Annotated in this window: 26 protein-coding genes; 7 read left to right on the top strand and 19 right to left on the bottom strand. The window is 67.2% G+C overall.

Going from position 1 to position 25,643, the window contains the following annotated elements; genetic code table 11:
• Positions 1 to 63: 63 nt before the first annotated feature.
• Positions 64 to 1,422, bottom strand: a complete 1,359-nt coding sequence (gene regB / locus AADZ90_RS00820; protein ID WP_367311369.1) for a sensor histidine kinase RegB — start codon at positions 1,420 to 1,422, stop codon at positions 64 to 66.
• A 140-nt stretch (positions 1,423 to 1,562) separates the two neighbouring features.
• Here regB and AADZ90_RS00815 point away from each other — a divergent pair, with 140 nt between their 5' ends.
• The gene (locus tag AADZ90_RS00815; RefSeq protein ID WP_367311370.1) at positions 1,563 to 2,111 is read left to right on the top strand and encodes an ActR/PrrA/RegA family redox response regulator transcription factor; all 549 of its coding nucleotides are present in this window, start codon (positions 1,563 to 1,565) and stop codon (positions 2,109 to 2,111) included.
• A 294-nt stretch (positions 2,112 to 2,405) separates the two neighbouring features.
• On the opposite strand, the gene AADZ90_RS00810 is transcribed toward AADZ90_RS00815, so the two are convergent.
• The 7 genes from AADZ90_RS00810 to crtA all read right to left on the bottom strand — a co-directional run bounded on the left by AADZ90_RS00810 (position 2,406) and on the right by crtA (position 9,638).
• Positions 2,406 to 2,882, bottom strand: a complete 477-nt coding sequence (locus AADZ90_RS00810) for a GNAT family N-acetyltransferase (protein WP_367311371.1) — start codon at positions 2,880 to 2,882, stop codon at positions 2,406 to 2,408.
• A gap of 293 nt (positions 2,883 to 3,175) precedes the next feature.
• On the bottom strand, positions 3,176 to 3,778 hold the full coding sequence (locus tag AADZ90_RS00805) for an HD domain-containing protein (protein WP_367311372.1): 603 nt from the start codon (positions 3,776 to 3,778) through the stop codon (positions 3,176 to 3,178).
• A gap of 23 nt (positions 3,779 to 3,801) precedes the next feature.
• Positions 3,802 to 4,740 carry a DUF5996 family protein gene (locus AADZ90_RS00800; RefSeq protein WP_367311373.1) on the bottom strand — a complete coding sequence of 313 codons (939 nt, stop codon included), beginning with the start codon at positions 4,738 to 4,740 and terminating at the stop codon, positions 3,802 to 3,804.
• 27 nt (positions 4,741 to 4,767) lie between these two features.
• Positions 4,768 to 5,637 (bottom strand): alpha/beta fold hydrolase BchO, encoded by an 870-nt coding sequence (bchO, locus tag AADZ90_RS00795; protein ID WP_367311374.1) that lies wholly within the window; start codon positions 5,635 to 5,637, stop codon positions 4,768 to 4,770.
• Positions 5,638 to 7,245 carry a magnesium chelatase subunit D gene (locus AADZ90_RS00790; protein ID WP_367311375.1) on the bottom strand — a complete coding sequence of 536 codons (1,608 nt, stop codon included), beginning with the start codon at positions 7,243 to 7,245 and terminating at the stop codon, positions 5,638 to 5,640. It abuts the gene before it with no gap.
• A gap of 630 nt (positions 7,246 to 7,875) precedes the next feature.
• Positions 7,876 to 8,880 (bottom strand): magnesium chelatase ATPase subunit I, encoded by a 1,005-nt coding sequence (gene bchI, locus AADZ90_RS00785; RefSeq protein WP_367311376.1) that lies wholly within the window; start codon positions 8,878 to 8,880, stop codon positions 7,876 to 7,878.
• Positions 8,877 to 9,638 carry a spheroidene monooxygenase gene (crtA, locus tag AADZ90_RS00780; RefSeq protein ID WP_367311377.1) on the bottom strand — a complete coding sequence of 254 codons (762 nt, stop codon included), beginning with the start codon at positions 9,636 to 9,638 and terminating at the stop codon, positions 8,877 to 8,879. The genes bchI and crtA overlap by 4 nt, the downstream gene beginning before the upstream one ends.
• A 169-nt stretch (positions 9,639 to 9,807) precedes the next feature.
• Here crtA and AADZ90_RS00775 point away from each other — a divergent pair, with 169 nt between their 5' ends.
• Positions 9,808 to 10,656, top strand: coding sequence for a hypothetical protein (locus tag AADZ90_RS00775; protein WP_367311378.1), 849 nt, complete (start codon positions 9,808 to 9,810; stop codon positions 10,654 to 10,656).
• A gap of 21 nt (positions 10,657 to 10,677) precedes the next feature.
• On the opposite strand, the gene AADZ90_RS00770 is transcribed toward AADZ90_RS00775, so the two are convergent.
• The gene (locus AADZ90_RS00770) at positions 10,678 to 11,730 is read right to left on the bottom strand and encodes an aldo/keto reductase (protein ID WP_367311379.1); all 1,053 of its coding nucleotides are present in this window, start codon (positions 11,728 to 11,730) and stop codon (positions 10,678 to 10,680) included.
• Between the two features lie 208 nt (positions 11,731 to 11,938).
• On the opposite strand from AADZ90_RS00770, the gene AADZ90_RS00765 reads away from it, so the two are divergent.
• The 3 genes from AADZ90_RS00765 to AADZ90_RS00755 are packed head-to-tail and all read left to right on the top strand — an operon-like array spanning position 11,939 to position 13,091.
• Positions 11,939 to 12,364 (top strand): cupin domain-containing protein, encoded by a 426-nt coding sequence (locus AADZ90_RS00765; protein ID WP_367311380.1) that lies wholly within the window; start codon positions 11,939 to 11,941, stop codon positions 12,362 to 12,364.
• On the top strand, positions 12,361 to 12,681 hold the full coding sequence (locus AADZ90_RS00760) for an ArsR/SmtB family transcription factor (RefSeq protein WP_367311382.1): 321 nt from the start codon (positions 12,361 to 12,363) through the stop codon (positions 12,679 to 12,681). The genes AADZ90_RS00765 and AADZ90_RS00760 overlap by 4 nt, the downstream gene beginning before the upstream one ends.
• Positions 12,678 to 13,091, top strand: coding sequence for an SRPBCC family protein (locus AADZ90_RS00755; protein WP_367311383.1), 414 nt, complete (start codon positions 12,678 to 12,680; stop codon positions 13,089 to 13,091). Before AADZ90_RS00760 ends, AADZ90_RS00755 begins: the two co-directional genes overlap by 4 nt.
• Here the strand turns inward: AADZ90_RS00755 and AADZ90_RS00750 are convergent.
• The 5 genes from AADZ90_RS00750 to AADZ90_RS00730 all read right to left on the bottom strand — a co-directional run bounded on the left by AADZ90_RS00750 (position 13,088) and on the right by AADZ90_RS00730 (position 18,936).
• Positions 13,088 to 14,200, bottom strand: coding sequence for a Gfo/Idh/MocA family protein (locus AADZ90_RS00750; RefSeq protein WP_367311384.1), 1,113 nt, complete (start codon positions 14,198 to 14,200; stop codon positions 13,088 to 13,090). The two genes, AADZ90_RS00755 and AADZ90_RS00750, sit on opposite strands and share 4 nt — an antisense overlap.
• The gene (locus AADZ90_RS00745; protein WP_367311385.1) at positions 14,197 to 15,258 is read right to left on the bottom strand and encodes a sugar phosphate isomerase/epimerase family protein; all 1,062 of its coding nucleotides are present in this window, start codon (positions 15,256 to 15,258) and stop codon (positions 14,197 to 14,199) included. Before AADZ90_RS00745 ends, AADZ90_RS00750 begins: the two co-directional genes overlap by 4 nt.
• Positions 15,259 to 15,449: 191 nt before the next feature.
• Positions 15,450 to 16,388 carry a substrate-binding domain-containing protein gene (locus tag AADZ90_RS00740; RefSeq protein WP_367311386.1) on the bottom strand — a complete coding sequence of 313 codons (939 nt, stop codon included), beginning with the start codon at positions 16,386 to 16,388 and terminating at the stop codon, positions 15,450 to 15,452.
• 23 nt (positions 16,389 to 16,411) lie between these two features.
• Positions 16,412 to 17,413 carry an ABC transporter permease gene (locus AADZ90_RS00735; RefSeq protein WP_367311387.1) on the bottom strand — a complete coding sequence of 334 codons (1,002 nt, stop codon included), beginning with the start codon at positions 17,411 to 17,413 and terminating at the stop codon, positions 16,412 to 16,414.
• An 11-nt stretch (positions 17,414 to 17,424) separates the two neighbouring features.
• Positions 17,425 to 18,936 carry a sugar ABC transporter ATP-binding protein gene (locus AADZ90_RS00730; RefSeq protein ID WP_367311388.1) on the bottom strand — a complete coding sequence of 504 codons (1,512 nt, stop codon included), beginning with the start codon at positions 18,934 to 18,936 and terminating at the stop codon, positions 17,425 to 17,427.
• Positions 18,937 to 19,071: 135 nt separating this feature from the next.
• Between AADZ90_RS00730 and AADZ90_RS00725 the strand changes: the two genes are divergently transcribed.
• Entirely contained in the window at positions 19,072 to 20,082 is a 1,011-nt protein-coding gene (locus AADZ90_RS00725; RefSeq protein ID WP_367311389.1) for a LacI family DNA-binding transcriptional regulator, read from the top strand.
• Positions 20,083 to 20,282: 200 nt separating this feature from the next.
• Here the strand turns inward: AADZ90_RS00725 and AADZ90_RS00720 are convergent, their stop codons facing one another.
• Entirely contained in the window at positions 20,283 to 20,849 is a 567-nt protein-coding gene (locus tag AADZ90_RS00720; protein WP_367311390.1) for a TetR/AcrR family transcriptional regulator, read from the bottom strand.
• A gap of 75 nt (positions 20,850 to 20,924) precedes the next feature.
• Here AADZ90_RS00720 and AADZ90_RS00715 point away from each other — a divergent pair, with 75 nt between their 5' ends.
• On the top strand, positions 20,925 to 21,332 hold the full coding sequence (locus tag AADZ90_RS00715; protein WP_367311391.1) for a RidA family protein: 408 nt from the start codon (positions 20,925 to 20,927) through the stop codon (positions 21,330 to 21,332).
• Between the two features lie 338 nt (positions 21,333 to 21,670).
• Here AADZ90_RS00715 and AADZ90_RS00710 read toward each other — a convergent pair whose 3' ends face one another.
• Genes AADZ90_RS00710 through chlG form a run of 4 tightly spaced genes read right to left on the bottom strand, consistent with a single transcriptional unit; the run spans position 21,671 to position 25,596 of the window.
• A complete protein-coding gene (locus AADZ90_RS00710; protein ID WP_367311392.1) occupies positions 21,671 to 22,207 on the bottom strand; it encodes an isopentenyl-diphosphate Delta-isomerase in 537 nt (178 codons plus the stop codon).
• On the bottom strand, positions 22,204 to 23,394 hold the full coding sequence (locus AADZ90_RS00705) for a geranylgeranyl diphosphate reductase (protein ID WP_367311393.1): 1,191 nt from the start codon (positions 23,392 to 23,394) through the stop codon (positions 22,204 to 22,206). Before AADZ90_RS00705 ends, AADZ90_RS00710 begins: the two co-directional genes overlap by 4 nt.
• A 4-nt stretch (positions 23,395 to 23,398) precedes the next feature.
• Positions 23,399 to 24,700: a BCD family MFS transporter gene (locus AADZ90_RS00700; RefSeq protein ID WP_367311394.1), complete on the bottom strand. Its 1,302-nt coding sequence runs from the start codon at positions 24,698 to 24,700 to the stop codon at positions 23,399 to 23,401.
• A complete protein-coding gene (gene chlG, locus AADZ90_RS00695; RefSeq protein WP_367311395.1) occupies positions 24,697 to 25,596 on the bottom strand; it encodes a chlorophyll synthase ChlG in 900 nt (299 codons plus the stop codon). Before chlG ends, AADZ90_RS00700 begins: the two co-directional genes overlap by 4 nt.
• Positions 25,597 to 25,643: the final 47 nt, after the last annotated feature.

Raw genomic sequence — 25,643 nt, 5'->3', positions numbered from 1 at the left:
AGTCACAGTCCGGGAATATGGTTAAACAGACGTTAACCGAAAAGCCTTAAATGGTTGGTGCGGTTAGGCAACGATTAGCCGGTTTTCTCCAAGGGCATCGTCGACGCCGTCGGACAATGCTTCAATCTTTTCGCGGGGCCAGGCGACGTCGACTTCCGCGCCGCCGAGGCCGTCACCCTTGGTTGAGTTTGCGAAATGCAGCGTGGCGCCCGAGCGTTCCAGCAGCGTCTTGGCGATGAACAGGCCCAGCCCCATTCCGTCATATCCCGGACGCGCGCCGGTCCGCCGCCGCCCGACGAAAGGGTCGCCGATCCGCGACAGTACCTGAGAGGGAAAGCCCGTGCCGTCATCGCTGATCCGGATGGTGATCTGAGATGCGTCCCAGACAACCTCGATGCGGACCGCCTCGGCGGCGAAATCGACCGCGTTCTGAATCAGGTTGCGCAGGCCGTGGATGATCTCTGGCCGCCTTTCGATGGTCGGCTGGCGCGCCTCGTCATTGTCGGACCAGGCGGCGATCCAGACGGATTTCCCGCGGCTCAGGTGAGGTTCCGCCGCTTCGCGCACCACAGTTTCCAGGGGGGCGCGGTGCAGGTGCAGATCGTCCTTTCCGGCCCGCCCCATGGACCGCAGGATGTCGCGGCAACGGTCGGCCTGCTGGCGGATCAGGGCGGCGTCCTCCTTGAGGTCGGGACGATCCTCAAGCTCTTCAATCAGTTCGGAGCTGACGAGTTTGATCGTGGCGAGCGGTGTGCCGAGTTCGTGGGCGGCCGCAGCGACGACACCGCCCAGATCGGTGAGCTTCTGTTCGCGGGCGAGGGCCAGCTGGGTGGCGGTCAGCGCCTCGGACATGTTGCGCATCTCGGAGGTGATGCGGTGGGCATAAAGGCCAAGGAAAACAACGCCGATCACGAGGGCCAGCCAGAAGCCGAAGACAGAGAGCGGCGGGATTTCGAGAGGCGCACCATTTGCCCTTACGATGGGCAGATTGATCTGCGCGACAAGGGTCAGGAGCAAGATCGCGACGAGGCCGAGGAGGATCGTCTGGCGCAACCGCAAGAAGGTTGCGGCGATGGTCACGGGGGCGAGCATCAGGACGGCGAACGGATTGTGCAGGCCGCCGGTGAGGAAAAGCAGGATCGCCAGTTGCACGATATCGAAAAGCAGGAGCGACACCGCCTCGCGCCCCGACAGGCGTTTGTTGTCGGGATAAACAACCATGACGGCGAGGTTCGCCACAGCGCCGAGACCCACGGCCGCGAGGCAGAGCCCGATATGGATATCGAGGTCGTAGAGCCCCCAAGCCACTAATATCGCTGCCATTTGTCCGCCGATCGCGAACCAGCGCAGGATGATCAGGGTGTGGAGGCGGATCCATCTTGCTGGCAGGCCGCCACTGGGGAGGTCGAGTGCTGCGCTCATGGGATCATTCGGTTCTTTTGCGACGATTTGACGTGATAACCATAGGGCGGGCTCACGAGAATGCGACATGGTGCCAGAGGTGGACGGAGGGACAGTGCGGCCTAAATGTTGCTCAGAAAACAGATGTATGAGGTTCTGAGATGGTTGAGCTTGCAGAGATCGGGGAAGACAGGTCCCTGCTGCTCGTCGACGATGACGAGCCGTTTGTGAAACGCCTGGCAAAGGCGATGGAAAAGCGCGGGTTCGAGGTGGAAACCGCGGAAAGCGTCGCCGCCGGAAAGGCGGTATCGACCGCGCGGCCCCCGGCCTATGCCGTGGTGGATTTGCGTTTGGGCGACGGAAACGGCCTGGACGTGGTGGAAACTTTGCGTGACCGGCGGCCGGACAGTCGCGTCGTTGTGCTGACCGGGTATGGCGCCATCACGACTGCGGTGGCTGCCGTCAAGATGGGGGCCACGGATTATCTGGCAAAGCCTGCCGATGCCTCCGACGTCATGAATGCGCTGCTGGCGCCGGGGGGAGAGCTGCCGCCGCCGCCGGAAAATCCGATGAGTGCCGACCGGGTGCGGTGGGAGCATATCCAGCGGGTCTATGAGCTGTGCGACCGGAACGTGTCGGAGACGGCGCGGCGGTTGAACATGCACAGGCGGACGCTGCAGCGGATCCTGGCGAAGCGGTCTCCACGGTAAATCGGCCTGTCGGCATTTGGTCGGCTTTCCGTCAGCTTATTGTCGGACATCGCTTCCGGGCGGGATTCTGCGGACGGCCTTGTTTTGCAGGGGTACCGGCCATCTTGTGAGCATCCAGAGGGGGCCAACGCATCGGTCTTCGCTTATGGGTCGCACGGATCCATAGGTCCGGGCTTATATCTTCCCGGAAATATCAGGTTGGCGGCGAGGTCAGCGGCCCCGGGCCGACGCAGCGCAGATCGGGGCGGGCCACGGTGACATCGTCGTAGAGCCTGACCATCCGGTCGGCGAAGGTCATGTCAGCGGAAGGGTCTTGACGACGCGATCCATCGGGGTGCCGTCCTTCAGCGGCATGGCGGGGAGGAGGTCGGTATCCGCGAAACCCATCTTGGAATAATAGGCAAGGCCCGGGACGTTGTCGGCGCGGATCTGAGCCAGGATGGTGTGGCCGCCGGCCTCTTTCGCGGCGTCGCGTGTGGCGGCGAAAAGGGCGGCACCGGCACCGCGGACGGGGTCGCGCTGGTCGGTGAAGCTGCCGATGGAGTAGAGGCCGGGTTCGCGCTGGAAGAGCGCCTGGAAACCGACGGGGCGGTCGCCTTGGAGGACTGTGTAGGCGATGTCGGGATCTTCGAAATAGTGGGCACGGAACTCGGCCTCGTCCATCTCGTCCTCGTGGGCGGTGGTGCCGCCGAGGCGGACGGTATGGTTGAAGAGATCGAGGAGCGCGGGGAGGTCTTCGGCTTGCATCGGGCGGACAGTGAGATCGGTCATGGAGCGGCTCGTCTGGGTGATTTGGGGGGACGGTAGCGTGGGGTCGCGTGGGGCGCCAGACGGTGCTGATGGGTTCAGCGGGCCATTCTTTCGCGGGAACTGGGCGGTGAGGGCCGCGCCCGACCCTGGGTGGGCGCAACCCCGATATGGTCGACGCGGTCGCCCCAAAGCATCCATGTCGGGCGAGCTGCGAATGACATCGCCATGCGCCCTCCCGGGGGGAGGGTCGGGCGCGGCCCGGCGGTGCCGCCGGGCCTGACAGGTGGACGATGTTGCGCGAGATGGCCTGGAGACTAGCAGGCCGCAAGCAGCTTTTCGTGCCGGTCTGTATAGGCGGCGCGGACCTCGGCCGGGGGGCGGAGGACGATGGAGAGGCCCTCGATATGTTTCGGGTCGGGCTTGCCGAAGAACTTGTCGGCCTCGCGCGCGGTGAAGCCCGCGATCTGGGTGGCCTCGAGCCAGGCGGAGATGCGGTCGGCCCGCTTGATGCCGCGCTTGATCTGCTGGGGCAATTTCGCGGGCAGGCCGAAGCGGATGTGTATCGCGGCCGTCAGCCGGTCGTCGAGCGCGCCGTAATCGGGGCCGACGGCGGCTTTGACCGGCGAGATCATGTCGCCGATCACGTATTCCGGCGCGTCGTGAAGCAGCGCGGCGAGCTGCCATTTGGCCGGGATCGCGGGGTAGAGGCGCCGGTAGAGCGCCTCGACCAGCAAGGAGTGTTCGGCCACGGAATAAGGGTGATCGCCGTGGGTCTGGCCGTTCCAGCGGGCGACGAAGGCGAGGCCGTGGGCGATATCTTCGATCTCGATGTCCACCGGCGTTGGGTCGAGGAGGTCGAGGCGGCGGCCGGAGAGCATTCGTTGCCAGGCACGGGGCGGTTTGGTCGAGGCGGGCATGGCGCCCGACTAGACGGTTCGGATCAGTTTGTCACTGGCCGCGGCGCGCCCGGGCTGCCGAGGGAACAGTCGAGCGCGGCGCGGTCCCATTTGCCCAGATCGGCGGCGGCGTCATAGGTCGATTGCAGGAAGGCGAGGAGCGTTTCGCGGGGGCTCGAGGCCGTCCGGACGGCGTCGTAGGGAAGGAGGAATTCACCGAGGTTCTGATCGAAGAACGCGGCGTCGGGGGCGACCGTGGCGTCGGCGAAGCCGTCGGGGGTGGGATAGGCGTAGGCGTAGAACATCGCCTCGTCCGCGCCGTTGCCGCCGGGCCAGAACCCGGCGGAGTGAACCTCGTGCGAATAGGCCTCGCGCGTGATCTCGTCCGGCAGCGCGGGGAAGCCGCCGGGATGGGTGGGCGCGGGGCGGCCGGAGAAGCGGGTGACGGCGAAGTCGAAGCTGCCCCAGAAGAGATGCGGCAGGGTGGATTTGCCGAGGAACCCGGTGCGGAATTCGCCGAAGACGGCGTCGATGGCGACGAGGGCCTGCCAGAAGTCGTGGGCGGCGTCGGGGTCGTAGGTGAGCGTGTCGGTCTGGTCCTTGAACGGGACGGGATCGGGGATTTCGTTCGGGGCGTGGTGCAGGTTTGTCGGGGCGCCGAGGCTACCCAAGGCCGCGAGGAACTGTGCGTGGAAATCGGCGACGGACATGGTCTTGAGTGCGATCGTGCGGCGGGATCCGTCGGTGCAGTCGATATGGAGCGCGTGGTCGCGGAAGTCGAACTGGGTTTCGAAGCTCTTGGTCTCTCCGTGCATCAGCGAGGACGTGAGGCCGCGGCCGTTGACGTAGAAGGTCGCGTGCCAGGAATGGTTGAGCCACGGCGTGAGGCGGATGCGGAGCTTGCCGACGATCTGGCTCCACATATGAAGCGCTTTGCCGGTCTCGGCGAAACGGGGATAGGGGATGTCGGGCCAGTGGGGCATTTGCGGCTCCTGCGCTGCGGATGACCCTTAGGTAGGGGCCGCAGGGTCAGGCGCTAGGGCGTCGCGGATAAGTTTGGCGATGGTCGCGGCGTCTTCCTCATGCGCGAGGTGGCCGAGATGTTCGAGGATGTGGAGCGTGGCGTGCGGCAGCTGGGCCGCGGCACGTTCCGAGATGGCCGGCGGCACGGTACGGTCGTTGGCGCCCGCGATCAGGGTGACGTGGGCCGGGTGGCTGGGGAGGGCTGCGAGGAGATCGTCAAGCTCCCACTGGGACATCATGGCGAGCGTCGCGTCGACATGGTCGCGGTCGGTGATGAGGCGCTTGTAGAGGGCGATGCCGGTGTCGCCGATCTGCGACCCGGTGCCTTCGATCAGGCGGCGGACGGTGCCGGGTGTGCCTGCGGTTGCGGCGAAAAGGTCGGGGACGAAGGGGGTGAGCGCCAGCATCTTGGCCATCGCGGGGAAGAGCCAGCCCGCGACGCCGTCGAACTTGCCGAGGGCGGCGTTGATGCCGATCACCCTGGCCTCGGGGTTAAGGAGCGTCAGTTGCAGGGCAAGGACGGCCCCGGCGGAGTGGCCGATATAGGCCGCAGGTTCCCACCCTTCATGGGCGCAGAGCGTGGCGATGTCTTGCGCCATGGGGGGGAGCCCGCAGCGTTGGCGCGCGCCGAGCTGGGTGAAGCCCTGGCCCGGCAGGTCAATGGCGACGACGCGGTGGGTTTCGGCCAGCAGCGGGAAGAGATTGCGCCAGCTTTGGGTCGCGCCGCCCGCGCCGTGGAGCAGGAGGAGGAGGGGGCCTGTGCCCGCCTCTTGCACGTGCCAGCGGTGGGGCGGGCTTTGGACGATGCGGGAATGGTCGGTGAGCGGCCAGTCGGTCGCGTCCTTGGGCCAGCGCATTCAGCTGTCCATCGCGCTGGTGATCGCGTCGGACAGGCGTTTCGCGTCAGCGCGGGGCAGCGGCAGGTAGGGCGCGTCCATCATCTGCGCGAGCGTCTTGAGCGCGGGTTCCGGGCGGTTGCCGGTGTCGATGACGAGGGCGTCGAGGCCGTCTGCCCGGCAGGCGCGGGCCAGGCGCTGGGCATCCTCGGCCGCTTGGGTGCGGTCGGCGGTGCCGTCGAGGGCGATGTTCGCGCGACCGTCGGTCAGCAGGATCAGGCTGGGGGTGAGGCCGCGGCCCTTGGTTTGTCTGGCGAGCGTGAGGGCGGCCTCGAGGCCTGAGGCCAGCGGCGTGCCGCCGCCACCGGGGAGCGCGGCGAGGCGGCGCTTGGTCTGGACGAGCGACCGTGTGGGGGGCAGCAGGAGCTCGGCGGTGTCGCGGCGGAAGGCGATCAGGGCGACGTGGTCGCGGCGGGCATAGGCCTCGCCCAGGAGCAGTTCGATGGCGCCTTTCGCCTCGGCCAGGCGGGCCAGCGCGGCGGAGCCGGAGGCGTCGACGGCGAAGAGGAGGAGGCGGTCGGATTTCGACTCGTAGCGTTTGAGGCGGAGGTCCGAGGGGCGGATCTGGAGCCCGTCACCGGGGCGGAGCTTTTGCCACGGGGCGGCGGCGGTGAGGGTGGCGGTGACGTCGATCCGGGAGCGGCCGTCGGGACGGCCCCGGCGCGGGGGCAGCGGACGGCCGCGGCGGTTGCCTTTGCTGCGCGCGCCGGAACCGGTGCCCTTGGCGCGCTTGGTCTTGGGGGATTGCAGGCGGGCGAGCAGGTCGGGCGGGAGCGTCGCGCGGATGGCCTCGAGCAAGAGCTCCTGCGGGAGGTCGAGCGGGGTGCTGTCGCTGGGGGGCGTCGGGTCCTGCTGGTCCTGTTCCGGTTCAGGTTGTGGTGGCTCGGGCAGGCGCGTGATCCGGTGGGTGAGGGTCAGGCGGATGGCCTCGGCCAGATCGTCTTCGTCGATTTCCGGACGGCCTTGCGACATGGCGAGGGCGCGGGCCGTGCGGAGCGCGAAGAGCGGCGCGCGGAGGCTGTCGATCCCGAGGTCGAGACAGAGCTGGGACAGGGTGGTGATCGCCTCGGGCGGGATCTTTGGTTGGTTGGCCTTGGGGGGCTTGGCCGGGTCGGGGAGCGGGTCCAGACGGGTGTCGGTGAGGTCGATACGGAAGGCGAGCCGGTCGGTGAGGGCCGAGGGCGGTCCGTCCTCGTCGGGCAGGCTTTCGTCGATGGCGATGAGAAGCGGGGCGTCGTCGGTATCGAGGCGCTGGGCGATGCGCACGGCGCGGCCGGGGGTGAGGCGCTCGGCGCCCGGGAGGAGGAGGGCGGGCGCGGATGCGAGGAGCCCCGCGCTGTGCGCGATGGTGCCGGTGGCGAGGGTCTGGGACAGGTCGAGACCGCCGAATAGCGCGGTGTCGTCAGCCTCGGGCAGGAGGCGGCGGATACTGGGGAAGCGGGTTTGGATGGCCGCTTCGGCTGCGTCGCGGGCCGGGCCGGGGCGGGCAATCAGGTGGAGGCCGCCGAGGCCCTTGGGATCGAGGGCGAGGAGGTCGAGGGCGAGGGAGAGGTCGGTGGCGGGGGTCATGGGCTAGGCCCCGCCTTGCGTCTCTCTGTGCGACGCGATGAGGGCAGCGCCCGACCCGACGGGGCGGGGTCGTGCTTGGCACCACCACACCCTCTCTTCCCAACGAATGTGCTGCTTGCGCCGTTGCAGAAGCGCCCGTCCCGTGGGGTTCGGGGTGACCGTCGCGCCAGTGGCGCGGCGAAAGCGCCCCGAGCGGTCGGGCGTTGCCCGGCGTAAACGCCGGGCGGGACGTTTGATCGGAGGGCAGGCGTGGATGGTTGGGGGCTGAGTATGCCTCTGTGCAGAACGAGCTCTCTGTCCGGCTGAGCTGCAGGAGTAGGGGAGCGCTCGACCCGACGGGGCGGCTCGGGACTATGATGCTCGTTTGGAGCGATCCTGACTGCTGAGCTAGGTTGCACCGTTGCAAAAGCGCCCGCCCCGTGGGGGGCGGGTCGGGCGCTGCCCGGCGTTGCCGCCGGGCGGAACTCTTGGGCTAAGCGCGTCTCAGGATGATAAATCGGCTGATTGCCTGGCCCGGGAAGCTCCGCTCGTTCGCGCCGGAAGCCGTCCACTGGAGCGTTTCCGGGACGGCTTGGGGCTCCGCCCGTTCGGCGCTGAAAATCCTCCACGGGAGGATTTTCCGGGCGCGCCTCACCCCAATACATCTTCCACCACCCTCTCGACCCGTGTCGTGCTGCCCGCCTCGTCCAGCGGGTCGCGGCGGAGGCGGTGGCGGAGCGCCATCGGGGCGACGGTGCGGATGTGGGTACGGGCGATCGCCGTGTCGTCGCGCCAGGCGGCGAAGGCGCGGGCGGCCTTGAGAAGCGTGAGCTCTCCCCTCAGGCCGTCGGAGCCGAGGGCGAGGCACAGCTCGGCGACGTCGCGCAGGGTGTCCTCGGAGGGCGTCAGGTCGCGGAGCGTCTTGCGCGCGGTTTCGATGCGGTCGCGGATCGCCGCATCCTCGGCCTGCCAGCGCAGCATGAAGGCGGCGTGGTCGGTGTCGAAGGCGTCGCGGCGGCGGATGACCTCGACCCGTGCGTCGATATCGGTGGGCGAGGCGACCTCGACCGAGAGGCCGAAGCGGTCGAGGAGCTGGGGGCGCAACTCGCCCTCCTCCGGGTTGCCGGAGCCGACCAGCACGAAGCGGGCGGCGTGGCGGATCGAGAGGCCATCACGTTCCACCACGTTCTCGCCCGATTGCGCGACATCGAGGAGGAGGTCAACGATGTGGTCCTCGAGCAGGTTGACCTCGTCGATATAGAGATAGCCGCGATTGGCCTGGGCGAGGAGGCCGGGCTGGAACGCCTTTTCGCCGAGCGTCAGCGCGCGTTCGATGTCAAGCGCGCCGGTCACGCGGTCCTCGGTCACGCCGAGGGGCAGGTCGACCACGGGGGTGGGCCGGGTCGTGACCTTGCGCGACTTCACCTCGGCCCAGTCGGGGATCTCGGCCTCGCGGGCGGAGTGGACGGGGCAGCCGTCGACCGCCTTGATGGGCGGCAGGAGGGCGGCCAGAGCGCGGACGGCGGTGGATTTTCCGGTGCCGCGGTCGCCGAAGACCAGCACGCCGCCCAGCGACGGGTCGATCGCGGTGAGGATGAGGGCGCGCTTCATCTCTTCCTGGCCGACGATGGCGGAGAAGGGGTAGGGCTGTCTCATGAGCGGAGCCTTTCGAGGGGGGAGGAGCCGTTCCATGTCCCGGTGTCGGAGAGGATTGCGAAGCGGGCGTAGAGTTCTTCGCGGAACCAGCCTTCGTCGCGGACGGCGCGGATGGCGGCGGCATGGGGCCCGGTGCGGGCGAAGGCGGCCATGGTGGCGGTGTCGGGCCAGATCGAGAAGGTGACCTGGTGCAGCCACGGCACCTCGCCGATCCCGATCTTGAAGGCGACGTTGGGATCGGCGCCGATCATGGCGGAGATATCGGGGACACGGCCCCAGAAGCGGGTGAGGATGCGGGGCTTGATCGTGGCCCGGGTGAGCGCGGCGACGGGGCCTTTGCCCGGCTCGGGCGCAGGGTCGGTCGGCTTGTCGGGCATCGATCCGGGGCGCGGCCGGTCGGGCGGGAGGCCCGCGGGTTTGAACGGGGTCTGGCCAGACCACTGGCCGCGGACGGATTGGGTGGAGAGGAAGACGGTCCAGTGTTCGAACGCCCGGCGGCGGTAGCGGTGGAAAAGCGGATGCGTCGCGATCCGGTCGCGGGCGGTGGCCTCATCCGGCCAGGTGGCGAGGATGGCGTAGACGGCGGTGTTGGGCACGGGCGTGAACCCTTCGCCGATCCCGGAGCCGCAGAGCTTCCAGAAGCCGATATCCGGGATCTTCGGCAGGGAGAGGCGGGCCGCCCCCATCATCCCGAGCGCCCAGAGCCGCGCAGAGAGCGGCCCGAACCGAAAGAAGCTGAGGCTGACGGTCTGCGCCATGGGCGACTCCGCATGTGTCAACTTATGTTGACACACGGGAAAGGGTTGGGGAAGGGGGTTGGCTGTTGGCTTGTGTTTGCGCTGGGAGGTAAGGGCAGGCTCGGATGCTTTGCTGTCCGGTGGCTGGGATGACGTTATAGGATAGTGGGTCAGAAGGGCTGGCAGCGAGATGAGGAAACCGTACTCCAAGGCTGATTGGCGGAAGATCAATGCGAGGAAAGCCGCGGCGATCGAGGAGGACAGGGGCGCGCGGGCAGCACGGTTGATCCCCGAGATCGTCGAGCTCTGGACGGAGATCATCAAACAGGCGTTGCCAAATGTCTCGCCTGGGGACAGGCCGTGCAGCTATCGGCCGTGGGCCGAGGCGCTGGGAGCGGGATCCAAGGACTACCGCTGGGCCGGTGCGGTCGTGACGCAGCCGGTTGGACGGGCGGAAAGCCTGATGTGGATCGCAACAGACATCGCCCAGCCGGGCTGGCCTGAGCCGCGGCGGGATCTGATCGAATTTGCACTGGTGTTTCTGGAAGCGGACGTGATGCTTTTTCGCTCTGGTTACACCAAGCGGCATCTTATCCGGCGTTTGCAGCAATCGCCTTTGTCTGAGGCGGATGTTCGGCGTGCTAAGTTTCTTCTGAAGCGCGCCGTCGTCGTAGGAACGGGCTTGGAGGAGCAGAGAGCTTACCGCAAGCTGGCAGCGCATCTGGTGTGCCAGGGGCATCTTCAGGACCTCTCCGGTTGGCTTCGGGACGCTGCCTCGGGGGCGGTCATCACGGTCAACGGGGCGGAAGGGTCGGATTACTTCAAGATGCTTATGAACCCCGAGCTTTCGGATCGGGATCTGGATCGGCTTGTGGTCTTCGACTCCTATGGCCGTCCGAAGTCGGGGTTTCTGTATCCCGAGATGTCGAGTGTGGTGCGGGCAGGGGAAAACCTTGTGCGGACCGACCAGCGGATCAAGCGCAATGCCTACCGGATGCTGCGGGCGATCGAGGCGCGCGAGCGGTCGCGGCCGAAGTGATAGCGGAGCTGCGGAATGGGCTCAGGTCCCGAACCGCCTCCAAAAGTCCATTCCGCACCAGTCTTGGAGGAAGTTGTAGGGATAGGGCAGGGTTCCGAGGGCGGAGGCCTTGGTGAGGGCGTTCAGATCTGCCGGATCGAGCGTCAGGTCGATGGCGGCAAGGTTGTCCTTCAGTTGCGCGGTGGTTCGGGCGCCGAGGAGTATGGCGCCGACGGCCGGGCGGGAGCGGAGCCAGGCGAGGGCGATGTGGGACGGCGGGCGGGCGTGCTTGTCGGCGATCGCCGTCAGCACGTCGAGGATCGCGTGGGTTCTGTCGGTGTTGCGGATGTCGTAGGCCTCGACCCCGCGGTTCGGGTCCTCGCCGAGGCGGGTGGCTCCGCTGGGGGGCGCCTTCGCGGTGTATTTGCCGGTCAGCCAGCCGCCACCGAGGGGGGACCAGGGGGTCAGCGAGAGGCCGTTGTCGAGGCAGCAGGGCAGGACCTCAAGCTCAATGCCGCGCTCGAGGAGGTTGTATTGCGGTTGCAGGGCGACGGGTTTCGGCAGGCCGTGCGCATCGGCGATGGCGAGGATCTGCTGGAGTTGCCAGGCGGAGACGTTGGACCAGCCGATATTGTGGACCTTGCCCGCGTGGACAAGATCGCCGAGCGCGCGGAGGGTTTCGAGGACGGGCGTGTCCTTGTCCCAGCCGTGGATGAAGTAGAGGTCGATCGCCTCGATCTGCAGGCGGCGCAGGCTGGCCTCGGCCGAGCGGAGGACGGAGCGGCGGGAGGCGCCGTGGCTGCCCGGAGGCGGGCGGAACCGGCACTTGGTCGCGATGATCAGGTCGTCCATGCCGCCGCGTTTCGCGCCCCAGCGGCCGATGATCTCTTCGGAGGCCCCTGCGCTGTAGCCGTCGGCGGTGTCGATCAGGGTGCCGCCGTGATCCACGAAGAGATCGAGCTGGCGAAAGGCCTCGGCCTCGTCCGTTTCGGTGCCGAAGGTCATCGTGCCGAGGGCGAATTCCGAGACGATCGGGCCGCCACGCCCAAGGGTGTTGAGCGGCATGGCCGTAGGGGTCTGGCGGGGATCCGTCATCTTGGGGTGCTCCTGCGGGGTGGGGTGGTCCTGCGCGAGGGTAGCCTTCGGCTTGGGATGATCGAAGGCAAGCGGTTTGAAACCGTCGTTTCAAAAGTGGAAGGGCTCTGATCCCGGACATTGGGCGGCATCGATTATGTCCAGGCTTGACATGATACCTTTCAGTATCACAAAAAGAGATACCAAAAGGTATCAGATGAGAATCATCATGAAACACGTTCTGCCAATTTTGGCCCTTGTTGCCGGTGTGGTCGCCGCGCCCGCGACCGCTGAAGAGATCACGCTGCTGGGCGAGACGGACTTTGCCTGGGAGCGCACGCCGGAAGGCGTGTCCTTCGCACCGTTGCAGGGGGACCGCTTTGCAGAGGCCTATCAGGCCCTGGTCGAGCTTCCCGCCGGGACCGTCAGCCCGCCGCACGTGAAATCGGCCAATATGTACGGCGTGATGTTGCAGGGAGAGATGATCCACTACCCGAGCGATACGGATCCCGGGGCGGCGCGGCGGATCGGGCCGGGGGCGTTCTACGCCATTCCCAGCGGTCTGGCCCATGTCTCTGCCTGCGTCTCGGACATTCCGTGCGTTGCCTATCTGTATCAGGATGGGGCGTTCGACTTTGTCCCTGTGCAGCCATGACGGAGGCCGAGCAGCTGGGGTTCCGCGCGCTGGCCGATCCGACGCGGCGCAGCATCCTTCGGCTTCTGGCGAAGGACGAGATGACGATCGCCGAGGTGGCCGAGAACTTCCAGATGACCCGGGCCGCCGTCAAAAAGCACCTCGCCGTCCTGAGCGAGGGCGATCTGATCCGGGTCGAGACCGTCGGCCGGACGCGCCGGAATTCGTTCAACCCCGACGGGCTGAGGCGGGTCTTCGACTGGTTCGGGTATTTCGACGTCTTCTGGGACGATCGCCTGAGCGCACTGAAATCTGAGATTGAGAAGGACGTCCAATGACCGATCCGGTTCTGACGAAAGCCATCTATCTGAAAGCAACGCCCGCGCAGGTCTGGGCCTATCTGACCGAGCCCGAGAAGCTGGCGACGTGGTTTCACAAACCCGCCGCGCCGCTGGTGGACGGGGCCTACGAGATGTTCGGGACGGAGAGCGGCGACAAGCTGATATGGGGCGAGGTGCTGGTGGCGGAGCCCTATGCGCGGCTGGAATACACCTTCACCATCCGGCCCATGGGGGACCGGACCAGCATCGTGAAGTGGCAGTTGGAGGAGGTGCCGGGGGGCACGCGCCTTGCGTTGCGGCATGAAGGGCTGCCGGAGGGGGCGGAGGCGTTCGATCTGACGCTGGCGATGGACAAGGGCTGGGACGATCACCTCGCCCGGATGCGGGGCGAGGTGCACGGGGCCTAGAGCGCTGTCCAGGCGCAGTCGTTCCGGGCCGAGGTGACGCAGGACGTGACGAAGCGCATGCCGCGGAGGCCGTCCTCGATGCCCGGCAGAAGGGGCGCGGCGCCCGGCTGACGCAGGTCGGAGGCGGCTTCGGTGTAGAGCGTCGCGAAGGCTTCGAGGTAGCCTTCGGGGTGGCCCGGGGGGATGCGGGTCGTGAGGCTCCCGGTTCCGGCGCCGGCGCGGGTCAGCCACTGGGCGGGGGCGCCGAGCCTGGTGAAGCGGAGGCGGTTGGGATCTTCCTGCGACCATTCGAGGCCGGCCTTGTCGCCATAGATCCGGAGCCTCAGCCCGTTTTCGTGCCCCGGGGCGATCTGACTGGCCCAGAGCATGCCCTTGGCGCCGTCCTGAAGCCGCAGCAGGATATGGGCGTTGTCGTCGAGTCTGCGGCCGTCGACGAAGCTTGTGAGGTCGGCGGCGAGGTGGGTCGCCTGCGTGCCGGTGACGAATTCCAGAAGGTTGAAGGCGTGGGTGCCGATATCGCCAATCGCGCCGCCGGCGCCGGATTTCGCCGGATCGGTGCGCCAGGCGGCCTGCTTCTGGCCCGTCTCCTCGAGCTTTTCGGCCAGCCAGTCCTGCGCGTATTCGGCCTGCACGACGCGGAGGCGGCCGAGATCGCCGCGCGCCACGATTTCCCGCGCTTCGCGGATCAGGGGGTAGCCGGTGTAGTTGTGGGTCAGGAAGAACGGCGTGCCGGTGCGGGCGACGGTTTCCGCCAGCGCCTCGGCCTCGGGCAGGGTGGCGGTCAGCGGCTTGTCGCAGATGACGGGGATCCCGGCCTCAAGGAAGGCTGTCGCGACGGGGGCGTGCATGTGGTTTGGGGTGACGATGCTGACCGCCTCGATCCCGTCGTCACGGGCGGCTTCCGCCCGGGCCATCTCGGCGAAGTCGGCATAGGAGCGGTCGGGGGCGACGTTCAGTTCGGCAGCGGAAGCATGGGCGCGGGCGGCGTCGGACGAAAAGGCGCCCGCGACGAGCTGCCAGTGGCCATCGAGCCGGGCGGCGATGCGGTGGACCGCGCCGATGAAGGCGCCCTGCCCGCCGCCGACCATGCCGAGGCGCAGCGGCCTCATCGGTCGATCCCCAGCATGGCGCGGTTCCGGGCGGTGTCGGTTTCGGCGCCCGCGAAATCGTCGAAGGCCTTGTCGGTCAGCTCGATGATGTGGCGGGCAATGAAGGGCGCGCCCTCAGCGGCGCCCTGTTCGGGCGATTTCAGGCAGCATTCCCATTCGAGCACCGCCCAGCTGTCGTAGCCATACTGCGCGAGCCGGGAAAAGATGCCGGGGAAATCGACCTGCCCGTCGCCGAGGCTTCGGAACCTAGCGGCGCGGTCGACCCACCCAGCATAGCCGGAATAGACCCCCTGCCGCCCGGTGGGGAGGAATTCGGCATCCTTGACGTGAAAGGCGCGGATGCGGTCGTGGTAGAGGTCGATGAAGGCGAGGTAGTCGAGCTGCTGGAGCAGGAAGTGGCTGGGATCGTAGTTGATCGCGGCGCGGGGGTGCTGGCCGGTCGCATCGAGGAAGCGTTCCCAGGTGGCGCCGTCGAAGACGTCCTCTCCGGGGTGGATCTCATAGGCGATATCGACGCCGTGCGCGTCATAGACATCGAGGATCGGGCGCCAGCGGCGGGCGAGTTCGGCGAAGGCCTCCTCGATCAGGCCCGCCGGGCGCTGGGGCCAGGGGTAGAGGAACGGGAAGGCGAGTGAGCCGGTGAAGCTGACGGAGACATCGAGGCCGAGGTTGCGCGAGGCGGTCGCGGCTTTCTTCATCTGGTCGGTGGCCCAGGCCTGGCGCGCTGCGGGCTTGCCGTGGAGTTCGGCGGGCGCGAAGGCGTCGAAGGCCGTGTCATAGGCGGGGTGGACCGCGACGAGCTGGCCTTGCAGGTGGGTGGAGAGCTCCGTGATCTCGACGCCGGCCTCGGCGCAGAGGCCCTTGACCTCGTCGCAATAGGTCTGGCTGCCCGCGGCCTTGTCGAGGTCGAAGAGGCGCGTATCGAAGGTGGGGATCTGGACGCCCGTGTAGCCGAGGCCTGCGGCCCATTTCGTGATGGCCTCAAGGCTGTTGAACGGCGCGTCGTCGCCCGCGAATTGCGCCAGGAAGAGGCCGGGGCCTTTCATGGATCGTGTCATGCTCTCATCCTCTTCATCGCGCCGATCAGATGCTCCGCCCGGCGGCACGCCGGGCAGCGCCCGACCCTCCCCACGGGAGGGCGCTTTTGCTAGGTCGCAAACCGCCTGCCCCTCAGGCGAGTGAAAACGGCTTGCAACGCAGAACCGGAGCAGCGCCCACCCAGGGTCGGGCGCTGCCCTCTTCGCTCAGCTCAATACGGCGAGTCCGCGTAGTAGAACGCCTCGGCATTGTCCGAGGTGATCAGCGGTGAGGCGAGGTTGAAGGTGCCTTCGACCGGGCCGTTCGACATGAAGCGCGCGACGGTCAGGTCCATGGCCGTGGCGATCATCGATGGCGGGTAGAGGACGGTCGCCGGGATCGTTTCGCTGCCATCGGCCACGCCGCGGATAACGGCCGCAGCCCCGCCGCCGCCGACGAGGAACATCTCGTCCTCGCGGCCCGCTTCGCGGATCGCCTCGAGCGCGCCTTGCGCCATGTCGTCATCGGCGGCCCAGACGGCGTCGATCTCGGGGAAGCGGGTCAGGTAGTCCTGCATGACCTCGAAGGCGTCGTCGCGCGACCAGTTGGCGTGTTCGGCGGCCATGAGTTCGATGCCGGAGCCTTCGATCGCCTCTTCAAAGCCCTGCATCCGCTGGTCGTCGATCACGGTGGGGATGCCCCGCATGGCGACGACATTGCCCGAGCCACCCAGACGGTCGACCATGTATTCGCCGGCCGAGCGGCCGAAGCCCACATTGTCGCCCGCGACATAGATGTTCTGGATCGAGGGATCAGCGAGGCCGCGATCGACGACGGTGATGAAGGCGCCGCTTTCGGCGACCTGGCGGACCGGGTCGGTCAGCGGGTCGGATTCGAACGGCAGGATGACGAGGGCGTCGATCTGCTGGACCGCGACCATGTCTTCCAGCGCGTTGGCCTGTTCGGTCGCGGAGCCTGCGGCGTTGATGACGATGTCGAGCCCTTCATGGGCGGCCTCGAGGCGCTTTGCGGCCTCTTCGGCGTGCCAGTTGAGCCCGCCTGCCCAGCCGTGGGTCGCCGCCGGGATGGAGACGCCGATGGTGACGTCCTCTGCCGCCGCGCCGGTGGCCATGGCGGCCGACAGGGCGAGGGCTGATACGAAATGTTTCATGGATTTTCCTCCCTTCATGAACACTACGATGACTTGCGGCTGAGGCCCCGCTGCAGGAACACGGCCGCGATGATGATGACGCCCTGGACGGCGCCGTTGAGATAGTTCGAGATCAGATCGGTCAGGTTCAGGATGTTGCCGATCAGCGTGAGGATCAGCGCGCCTGCGACGGTGCCGCCGATGCGCCCGTAGCCGCCTTTGAGAAGCGTGCCGCCGATGATGACGGCGGCGATCGCCTCAAGCTCCCACAACACGCCGGTCGAGGCGGAGGCGGAGCCGAGGCGGGGGACGTAGACGATGGTGGCCAGCGCCACGCAGGCGCCCTGGATCATGTAGGCGTAGAGCTTGATGCGGTCGGTGTTGATGGCCGAATAGCGCGCCACATCCTCGTTCGCGCCGACCGACTGGACGTGGCGGCCGAAGGCGGTGTTGTTGAGGATCACCCAGCCGGCGAGCGCCGTCAGCGCAAAGAGGATGACCGGCACCGGCAGGCCAAGGATGTCGCCGTAATAGACCGGCCGGTAGAGGCTGCGCACGTCGCTGTCGAGCGAGAGCGTGCCGCCATCGGCAAGCCAGGTGACGAGGCTGCGGTAGATGCCCATCGTGCCGAGCGTAACGATGAAGGCCTCGATCCCGCCGCGGGTGATGAAAAGCCCGTTGATGAAGCCTGCGCTGGTCCCGATCAGGGCACCCGCGGCGATGCCGGCCAGCACGATCAGCCAGATCACGTCGGTCATGCCGAGCATCCAGTTCATCAGGATGATCATCATGCCCGCGGTGAAAGCCGCCATCGAGCCGACGGAGAGGTCGATCCCGCCCGAGGAAATCACGAAGGTCGCGCCGATGGCGATGATGCCGATGAAGGCGGCGCGGGTGAGGATGTTCAGCAGGTTTGCTGTCGACAGGAAATTGTCGTTGAGAAAGGCGCCGATCACCAGCAGCAGGACCAGCGCCGCGAGCGGGCCCAGCATCTTCCAGTCGAGGCCGCGCAGGGGCCGCTTGGGGGCTATGGTCGTGTCGCTCATGGCGGTCTCCCTCACGCCGCCTTCGGGGGCACGAGGCCCGAGGCGTGGCGCATGATGATCTCTTCTGTGATGTCGGTGCCGGTCAGGCAGCCGGTGGTGCGGCCCTGGTGCATGACGACGACGCGGTGGCTGAGGCCGATGATCTCGGGCAGCTCGGACGAGAGGACGATGACGCCTTTACCCTCTGCCGCGAGGCCCGCGATGAAGCCGTAGATCTGCGATTTCGCGCCGACATCGATGCCGCGGGTGGGTTCGTCGATGATGACGATCTCGGGGTCGGCCTCCAGCACCTTGGCAAGCAGGAGCTTCTGCTGGTTCCCGCCCGAGAGCGACCCGGCGGTCATTGCCGGGCTGGCGGCGCGCAGGTCGACCTTTTTCGCGGCGGCATCGAAGGCGGCGCGTTCGGCGCGCTTGTCGAGGAACGGTTTCCCGAACCGGTCGAGCGCGAAGAGCGAGAAGTTCCAGACCAGATCGTTCTGCAGCAGCAGGCCCTTCCCCTTGCGGTCCTTCGTCAGGTAGGCGACGCGGGCGGCCTTGGACTGGCGGGGATCGGTGAAGTGGACCGTCTCGCCGCGCAGGGTGATGGTGCCGCCTGTCGCGGGCGAGAGGCCGATCAGCGCTTCCATCACCGCCGTCCGGCCCGCGCCCTGGAGCCCGGCGAAGCCCAGCACCTCGCCCCGGTGCAGGGTGAAGCTGGTGTTCCGGACGCCGGGGGCGGAGAGGCTTTCGACATCCAGCAGCGCGGGCGCATCGTCTGCGGGAGCGGGAATATCGGGGTAGAAGTCGGTCAGTTCGCGACCAACCATCATGCGTGCCATGTCATCGGGGCTGACCCCCGCGGCCGGGATCGTCTCGACCAGGGTGCCGTCGCGCAGGACGGTGATGCGATCGGCGATCTCTTCGACCTCGTCGAGCTTGTGGGAGATGAAGACGATGCCCACGCCCTCGGCCTTGAGCCGCCGGACCAGATCGAAGAGCACCGCCGTTTCGGCCTTGGTCAGAACGGCCGTCGGTTCGTCGAGGAAGAGCACCCTGGCGTGGCGCGACATGGCCTTGGCGATTTCGACCATCTGCTTGTCGGCCACGGCGAGGTCGGCGACCGCCGCCGTCTCGGGCGCTTTGCAGTTGAGCTGGTCGAGAAGCCGCCGCGCCTCGGCCCGCATGGCGGGCTTGTCGAGGAAGGGCCCCTTGCGCAATTCGCGGCCGAGGAAGATGTTTTCCTCCACCGTGCGGAGGTCGGCGAGGTTGAATTCCTGGTGGATCAGGACGACGCCCTGATCTTCGGCGTCGCGCATGGTGTGGAAAGTGACGGGCTGGCCGTTCAGCAGGATCTCTCCGGCGGTGGGCGCCACGAAGCCAGAGAGGATCTTGACCAGCGTCGACTTGCCGGCGCCGTTTTCGCCCAGAAGCGCGTGAACCTCGCCCGTACGGATGTCGAAATCGACGCCGTGCAGCACCTCGACCGGTCCGTAGGATTTGCGCAGGCCCCGGCCCGCAAGCAGCGGGGCGCCGTTCTGGTTCATCCTCTCCTCCCGTGGCCTTTCGGCCGGATGTAAACCTTTACATAGAAATGTAATCCTTTACATTTCGATCTGTAAAGGGCTTTCTTGATCGGCGCGGTGCGCTGGCATAAGCGGGAAAGATCAGTGGGTTAGGTGATGAACAAGCGCGCAACGATCGGGGATGTGGCACGGATTGCGGGCGTTTCGACCGCCACGGTGAGCCGCGCGATCCATACGCCGGGCATCGTCACCGAATCGACCCGCAAGGCGGTGCAGGACGCGATCGCCGAGACCGGATTCACGCTGAACATCGCGGCCCGGACCCTTAGGCAGCAGCGGGCCAATGCGGTGCTGGTTCTGGTGCCGGATATCGGGAACACGTTCTTTTCCGAGATCCTCGCGGGGATCGAAAAGGTCGCCTCTGCCGCGGGTCAGACGATCCTGATCGGCGATACGGCGGGGGAAGATCGGCGCGAGCTGGCCTTCCTCGACTACCTGATCAACGGGCGCTCGGACGGGGCGCTGCTGCTGAACGGGCGGCTGCCGCAGGCGGTGGCCGAGCGGATCGCGGCCCGGCGTGGGGGACTGGCGCCGATCGTATCGGTGTCGGAGGCGCTCGACCCGCAGGTCGTGCCCCATGTGGGCATCGACAACCGGGCGGCGGCGGACCTGGCGACGACGTATCTGGTGGAGCGCGGGCACCGGGTGCTGTGCCATCTGGCGGGGCCTGAGGGGAATATCCTGACCGATCAACGGAAAAGCGGTTTCAACGATGCGCTGGACCGGGCGGGCGTCCCGGCATTTCACCTGATCCAGGGGGATTTCACGATCCAGAGCGGGATGGCGGCGGCCGAGGTGCTGCTGTCGCTGGACCCGCGCCCGACGGCGGTGTTTTCGGCCAACGACGAGATGGCGATCGGGCTGATCGCGGCGCTGGCGATGCGCGGCGTGCGGGTGCCGGAGGATGTCTCGGTGATCGGCTTCGACGATATCTCGTTCGCGCAGGCGACGATCCCGCCGCTCACGACGATCCGCCAGCCGCGGCTGGAGATCGGCGAGACGGCGATGCGCACATTGATGGGATTGATCGGGGCGGTGGAGGCGCCCGACGGCCCCGACCTGCTAGAGGTGGAGCTGATGGAGCGCGGAAGCGTCGCGGCGATCTGATCGCAAAGGCTGCATCCTAAGGGAGCTTATCCCGAACGCCTGGGCTGCCTTTGCGGGTTAAAGGGTTCACTAACGCTTCGTCGATCCTTACCGGTCAGATGCCCGCTTGGGCAGCGGTGGCGCCGCAGGGTTCCCGACGGGATCTCGCGCAAGCGCAGCTAGAAGCCGGGGGCCTGTGGCCCCAAGCCACCCCACGCCCCCTAAAGCACAGACCGGAAAACAGCCTCCACCTGATCGATCGTCGGCTTGGGGCCTTGACCGGTCGCATACATCAATCCGATCCCGTCGATGAGCCCGGCACAGGTCTCGATCGGCACATCCTCACGGCCCTCCGAGATGAGTTGCAGGAAGAACCTGATCGGCCGCTGGGCCGCCGCCGTCAAAAGCGTACCGACATCGGCCAGATCCTCCCGCCGGGCCGCCGCCATCGTCAGCTCCATCCGTGCGAGAAAGAGGGTCCGCGACTCGTCGGCATACGAGACAAGCTCGTCGGCGACATGCCTGACCGCCGCATCCATCCCGTCGGTCGCCGCGATCTCGGCAAAGCTGACCTGCAGCTCGTCGCAATCCTTCCCCAGCAGCGCGGCAAGATGCTCCGATCCCGCAATCAGCAGCGCCGCCTTCTTCGGGAAATAGTAGGACGATGACCCGGGCGGCAGACCGGCCCCCTCATCGACGGCGCGATGCGTCACGCCCTCCAGCCCGCGCGTGGCGAGAAGCTCGATCACCGCATCCAGAATGGCCGTGCGGCGCGCCGGATTCACCATTGACGTGCGTCCTCTACATATGCAGAGTTTTTCATGTCATTCACATAGAATTCCAAGAACAAGTTAGGATCATCTATGACACAGGCCCTCACACGCTTGAACCCGCCATCTCTCCCGAATGCCGCCGAGATGGGGTATTCGCAGATCACGATTGCCGAACCCGGCCGGCTGGCTTTCATCTCCGGTCAGGTCGCTTGGAAGCCAGGCGGAGAAGCTGTTCCATCCGCCCTCGCGGAACAGGCCAAAACGGTTGCCGAAAATGCCAAGGCAGCTCTCGAAGCGGTCAATGCCACGCCCCATGATGTTATCATGGCGCGTGTCTATCTGGTGGACCTGACATCCGAACGCCAGGAACAGATCATGCCGCACCTCCTTGCGATGTTCGATGGCGCGCAGCCAAGCGTCACGGGTATCGGGGTTGCGGCTTTGGCCGGGCCGGATCTCCAGATCGAGATGGAGATGATCGTCCGGCTGCCCGACTGAGCTGTTTTAGTCGGGGCGATGGCGTCCGAGGCAACGTAGGATGGGTGATTTCACCCATCATCCATGCTGGAAACAGTCTCCCCCATCCATCGGATTGTCCCTGCCGTTGCGCCGCAGCGCAGCAGAACGGTCCGTTACTGCGGGATTTCGGCCCGGCCCCCTCCGACCATATGCCGACGTTACTCCGACCAAGTGCCGACACGCCGTTTTTCAGCAAAACAAGGGTGTTTACCGGCGAATCGCCTCGGACGCACTTTGCACCACCGCTCGCGCAACGCACATTGCCGCAGCGTAGCGCAACACGGCCATCTCTGGCGTTACCCGACGCCGCGAAGCGTCTACTCGCCGGCGGCCATGAAGCTGCCGAAGATCGCGTCTGCGTGGTCGGCGAGGTAGATGCGCATCCAGGCGGTGAAGCGGTCGGGGTGGCGGCGAACCTCGGCGGAAAGCTCGTAGAAATCGATCCAGCGGGTATCCATCACCTCGTCCGGGTCGGGGTCGAGTGACAGGCCACGGGGCGTCTGGGCGAGGAAGATATCGACCACCTCATGCTCGATCAGGCCGCCGCCCACATCGGCGCGGTACTCGATCCGGTCGCGCCAGGCGGGGTAGAGGCCGGTGATCCCAAGCTCTTCCTTCAGGCGGCGCACGGCGCAGTCGGCGGGCGCCTCGTTCCAGTCCGGATGGGTGCAGCACGTGTTCGCCCAGAGGCCGCCCGAGTGATATTTGCCCTTCGCGCGTTGCTGTATCAGCACACGACTTCCGGCGGTCACGAAGACGGACACCGCCTTGTGTTTAAGGCCCTTGCGGTGAACCTCGAGCTTTTCGACGGGTTTGAGCGCCCCGTCGACCCAGGCTGGAATCATTCCGGTCATACGCGCGTGGCCGCGACGAGGCCGGTCAGGTGGGCCACGTTCTTGACCCCGATCTTGAGGTGGGCAAGGGGGCGGGCCTTGACGAGTTTCTTGTTCATGTAGGCCTCGAATGTCAGGCGCTGGACGTCGATGTCATGGCAGAGCGACACGAAGCGTTCGCGCCGGTCGTCCGAGCGGTAATAGGCGTTCTGCATGGCGCCAAGGACCCGGAAGACCTGGCCATGCTCCTTGAGGAATACCTTACGGGCGCGGGCGAGGTCACGGGCGCGTCCTGTCGCGAGGCAGGATGCCGCGGCTTGTGCGGCAACTTGGCCACCGATCATCGCGTAATAGATGCCTTCGCCCGAGGACGGGGCGACGACGCCCGCGGCATCTCCGGCCAGCAGAACGTCCTGGCCGTTGTCCCATTTGTCGAGTGGTTTCAGCGGGATCGGCGCGCCTTCGCGGCGGATCGTCTTGCAGTCGGCCAGGCCAGAGGCGACGCGCAGATCGGCGGTGGCCTGTTTGAGGTCGACGCCGTCCTGGCCGGTGCCCATGCCGACGCTGGCCTGCGCCCCGTGCGGGAAGACCCAGCCGTAGAAGTCGGGCGAGATCGCACCGTCGTAGATCACGTCGCAGCGGTCGGGATCGTAGTCGGCAAAGGCCGCGGGGGCCTCGATAATCTCGTGATAGGCGATGACGTAGGGGATGGTGTCGCCGCCCGGGACTTCTGCGCGGGCGACATCGGACCGGGCGCCGTCGGCGCCGATGACGAGCTTGGTCATCAGGCGCCTGGTCTCGCCCGTGGCCTTGTCTCGGTAGAGGACGTGGGGGCCCATGCCGTAGCGTTCGATCCTGATGAACGTGCCGGTGAGGCGGGTTGCGCCGGCCTTGGCTGCGCGGTCGCGGAGGAATTCGTCGAAATGTTCGCGGTCGACCATGCCGACATAGCCGTTCTCGATCGGGATATCGACGCGCCGCCCGGTGGGCGAGATCATCCGCGCGGTCTTGATGCGGGCGACGATCTGGCTGTCGGGGATGTCGAAATCGTGGATCAGCCGAGGCGGCACGGCGCCGCCGCAGGGCTTGATGCGGCCTGCCCGGTCGAGCAGCGCGACCTTGTGGCCTTTTCTGGCAAGCTCTTCCGCCGCGGTGGCGCCGGCGGGGCCGCCGCCCACGACGACGACGTCGAAATGATCTTCGGTCATAGCGTCATTCTCCGGCAATTGCGTGGGCCGCGCGCGGGCGCGGGGCGATAACCGCAGCGGCAAGGGCTGCGGCGGCGAGGAAGAGGGCGGCTTCGGCGAAGAAGACGGTGCCGAAGGCGGCGGGGTCGGGCAGGGCGAGGCGGGCGATATCGACAAGGCCGGTGCCGAGAAGGGCGCCGATGCCGCCTGCCAGGGCCTGGGCGGCGCCCCAGAGGCCCATGCGGGTGCCTTCGCGCCGCTCGCGGCCGTCATGGGCGAGCTGCATCATCGACCCGATGGCGGCGACGGCGAACATGCCGTTGAAGAAGCCGAGCATCGCGACGGCGGGGACGAGCGGCGCGCCCGGCCCGATCTGGCCGAGGAGGCCGATCAGGATCAGTGCGGCGGCGGAGCCGGTGCAGCCCGCGATCGTCCAGGTGCGCAGCGCACCGATCTTGAGGCCGGAGGCGAGGAGGCCGACGGTCAGCATGCCGAGGAACGCGCCGCCGTTCTGCGGACCGCCGAGCGCGGTGGATTGGCCCGGCGTGAAGCCGAAGACGAGGCCAGCGTAAGGTTCCAGGATCAGCTCTTGCATGAAATAGGCGGTCATGGAGACGAAGACGAAGATCGTGAAATGGCGGGCGGCGGGTTCGGCCCAGACCTCTGCCAGGCCCTCGCGGAAGGGGACGGGATCGGGGTCGCGGATGGCGGCGACCTTGCGCTCGATCCCCCAGACGGCGAGCGTGGTGATGACGAAGGCCGCGCCCGTGACGATGGCGACGATGCGAAGGAGGAGGGCGGGGGAATAGCCGGTGCCCGTCGCGTTTTCGGGATCGAGGTGGAGGCCGACCAGAACGGCGGTGACGGCGATGCCCGCGATCATCATCAGCCAGGTGATCGTCGCGGCGGCGGCCCGGCGGTTGGGCGCGGTCGTGGTGGCGAGCAGCGCGAGCAGCGAGGTGCCCGAGGCGCCGACGCCGAGGCCGATCAGGCCGTAGGCCGTGATGGCGAGGATCAGGCCGGGGAGGAAGGCCGTTTCCATCAGCACGACGGAGGCGGCCGCGGCCATGCCGCCCACGGCGAGGACCGCCATGCCGCCGATGATCCAGCGGGTGCGGCGCCCTTCGGTGTCGGAGCGGAAGCCCCAATGGGGACGGGTGATCTGGATGCCGTAATAGAGGCCGACCAGCAGGCCAGGGAGGATCGCCGGCAGCGACAGCTCGACCACCATCAGGCGGTTGAGGGTGGCCGTCGTCAGCAGGACGATGGCGCCGAGCGCGGTCTGCACGAGGCCGAGGCGGGCGATCTGAAGCCAGCTGAGCGTCATGCCATCCCCCTGAGCGCGAAGGCCGCGATCATCATGCCCGAGACGTAGAAGAGGACGCCGGTGCCGTTGTACCACGGCGCCCGCGCCTTGGGATCGGTCAGCAGGACGCGCATCGCCCAGAGCTGGGCGGCGAGAAGCGCGGCGATGCCTGCGGCGTGAAAGGGTTGGGACCAATAGAGCAGGAGGCCGATCACGGCGAGCTGCGGGACGGCCATGGTGAGGCAGGCGATCTTTGCGGCGCGCTCTGGCCCCTGCGTGACGGGTAAGGAAGCGATCCCTGTCGCGCGGTCGCCTTCCAGCGCCTTGAAATCGTTCAGCGTCATGATGCCGTGGGCGCCAGCGGCATAGAGCGCAGCGATGGTGATGATCTCGGGGCGGGGGGCGCCCGCGGAGAGGACCGCAGCGCCGGTGAACCACGGCACGCCTTCATAGCAGAGCGCGACGAGGCCCGGCCCCCAGAGGCCGGAGCGCTTGAGGCGGACGGGCTCGGCCGAGTAGGCCCAGGCGGCGGCGACGCCGAAAAGGGTTGCGGCGAAGCCCCAAGGGCCAAGCTGCCAGCCGAGGATCAGCGACAGCGCCGTCATGGCCAGCGCGATCCAGAGGCCCCAGCGGCCGGGCACGCGGCCCGAGGGGATCGGGCGGTTCGGCTCGTTGATCGCGTCGACATGGCGGTCGCACCAGTCATTGGCCGCCTGGCTCATCCCGCAGACGACGGGGCCCGCGAGGAAGACGCCGAGGATCACGAGATCCCAGCTGCCGGCGAATGGCGCGCCCGAGGAGACCAGCCCGCAGAGATAGGCCCAGATCGGCGGGAACCACGTCACCGGCTTGATCAGGGTGAGAGCGGCCAGCGGCTCTGGCCAGCGCCGTGCGGCAACGGGGGAGGCGACACTCATAAGTGTCAATTTACGTTGACGCTACGGGAGTCGGCAAGTGTAAAGGA

Source organism: Aestuariibius violaceus, assembly GCF_040779325.2.
Taxonomy (GTDB): domain Bacteria; phylum Pseudomonadota; class Alphaproteobacteria; order Rhodobacterales; family Rhodobacteraceae; genus Aestuariibius; species Aestuariibius violaceus.
Note: the sequence above shows the minus strand (reverse complement) of the source record. Positions and strands in the feature narration are given on the sequence as shown.

Excerpts from the sequence above, each read along its gene's own strand:
- regB (WP_367311369.1), bottom strand. The coding sequence starts at position 1,422 with ATGAGCGCAGCACTCGACCTCCCCAGTGGCGGCCTGCCAGCAAGATGG.
- AADZ90_RS00815 (WP_367311370.1), top strand. The coding sequence starts at position 1,563 with ATGGTTGAGCTTGCAGAGATCGGGGAAGACAGGTCCCTGCTGCTCGTC.
- AADZ90_RS00810 (WP_367311371.1), bottom strand. The coding sequence starts at position 2,882 with ATGACCGATCTCACTGTCCGCCCGATGCAAGCCGAAGACCTCCCCGCG.
- AADZ90_RS00805 (WP_367311372.1), bottom strand. The coding sequence starts at position 3,778 with ATGCCCGCCTCGACCAAACCGCCCCGTGCCTGGCAACGAATGCTCTCC.
- AADZ90_RS00800 (WP_367311373.1), bottom strand. The coding sequence starts at position 4,740 with ATGCCCCACTGGCCCGACATCCCCTATCCCCGTTTCGCCGAGACCGGC.
- bchO (WP_367311374.1), bottom strand. The coding sequence starts at position 5,637 with ATGCGCTGGCCCAAGGACGCGACCGACTGGCCGCTCACCGACCATTCC.
- AADZ90_RS00790 (WP_367311375.1), bottom strand. The coding sequence starts at position 7,245 with ATGACCCCCGCCACCGACCTCTCCCTCGCCCTCGACCTCCTCGCCCTC.
- bchI (WP_367311376.1), bottom strand. The coding sequence starts at position 8,880 with ATGAGACAGCCCTACCCCTTCTCCGCCATCGTCGGCCAGGAAGAGATG.
- crtA (WP_367311377.1), bottom strand. The coding sequence starts at position 9,638 with ATGGCGCAGACCGTCAGCCTCAGCTTCTTTCGGTTCGGGCCGCTCTCT.
- AADZ90_RS00775 (WP_367311378.1), top strand. The coding sequence starts at position 9,808 with ATGAGGAAACCGTACTCCAAGGCTGATTGGCGGAAGATCAATGCGAGG.
- AADZ90_RS00770 (WP_367311379.1), bottom strand. The coding sequence starts at position 11,730 with ATGACGGATCCCCGCCAGACCCCTACGGCCATGCCGCTCAACACCCTT.
- AADZ90_RS00765 (WP_367311380.1), top strand. The coding sequence starts at position 11,939 with ATGAAACACGTTCTGCCAATTTTGGCCCTTGTTGCCGGTGTGGTCGCC.
- AADZ90_RS00760 (WP_367311382.1), top strand. The coding sequence starts at position 12,361 with ATGACGGAGGCCGAGCAGCTGGGGTTCCGCGCGCTGGCCGATCCGACG.
- AADZ90_RS00755 (WP_367311383.1), top strand. The coding sequence starts at position 12,678 with ATGACCGATCCGGTTCTGACGAAAGCCATCTATCTGAAAGCAACGCCC.
- AADZ90_RS00750 (WP_367311384.1), bottom strand. The coding sequence starts at position 14,200 with ATGAGGCCGCTGCGCCTCGGCATGGTCGGCGGCGGGCAGGGCGCCTTC.
- AADZ90_RS00745 (WP_367311385.1), bottom strand. The coding sequence starts at position 15,258 with ATGACACGATCCATGAAAGGCCCCGGCCTCTTCCTGGCGCAATTCGCG.
- AADZ90_RS00740 (WP_367311386.1), bottom strand. The coding sequence starts at position 16,388 with ATGAAACATTTCGTATCAGCCCTCGCCCTGTCGGCCGCCATGGCCACC.
- AADZ90_RS00735 (WP_367311387.1), bottom strand. The coding sequence starts at position 17,413 with ATGAGCGACACGACCATAGCCCCCAAGCGGCCCCTGCGCGGCCTCGAC.
- AADZ90_RS00730 (WP_367311388.1), bottom strand. The coding sequence starts at position 18,936 with ATGAACCAGAACGGCGCCCCGCTGCTTGCGGGCCGGGGCCTGCGCAAA.
- AADZ90_RS00725 (WP_367311389.1), top strand. The coding sequence starts at position 19,072 with ATGAACAAGCGCGCAACGATCGGGGATGTGGCACGGATTGCGGGCGTT.
- AADZ90_RS00720 (WP_367311390.1), bottom strand. The coding sequence starts at position 20,849 with ATGGTGAATCCGGCGCGCCGCACGGCCATTCTGGATGCGGTGATCGAG.
- AADZ90_RS00715 (WP_367311391.1), top strand. The coding sequence starts at position 20,925 with ATGACACAGGCCCTCACACGCTTGAACCCGCCATCTCTCCCGAATGCC.
- AADZ90_RS00710 (WP_367311392.1), bottom strand. The coding sequence starts at position 22,207 with ATGACCGGAATGATTCCAGCCTGGGTCGACGGGGCGCTCAAACCCGTC.
- AADZ90_RS00705 (WP_367311393.1), bottom strand. The coding sequence starts at position 23,394 with ATGACCGAAGATCATTTCGACGTCGTCGTCGTGGGCGGCGGCCCCGCC.
- AADZ90_RS00700 (WP_367311394.1), bottom strand. The coding sequence starts at position 24,700 with ATGACGCTCAGCTGGCTTCAGATCGCCCGCCTCGGCCTCGTGCAGACC.
- chlG (WP_367311395.1), bottom strand. The coding sequence starts at position 25,596 with ATGAGTGTCGCCTCCCCCGTTGCCGCACGGCGCTGGCCAGAGCCGCTG.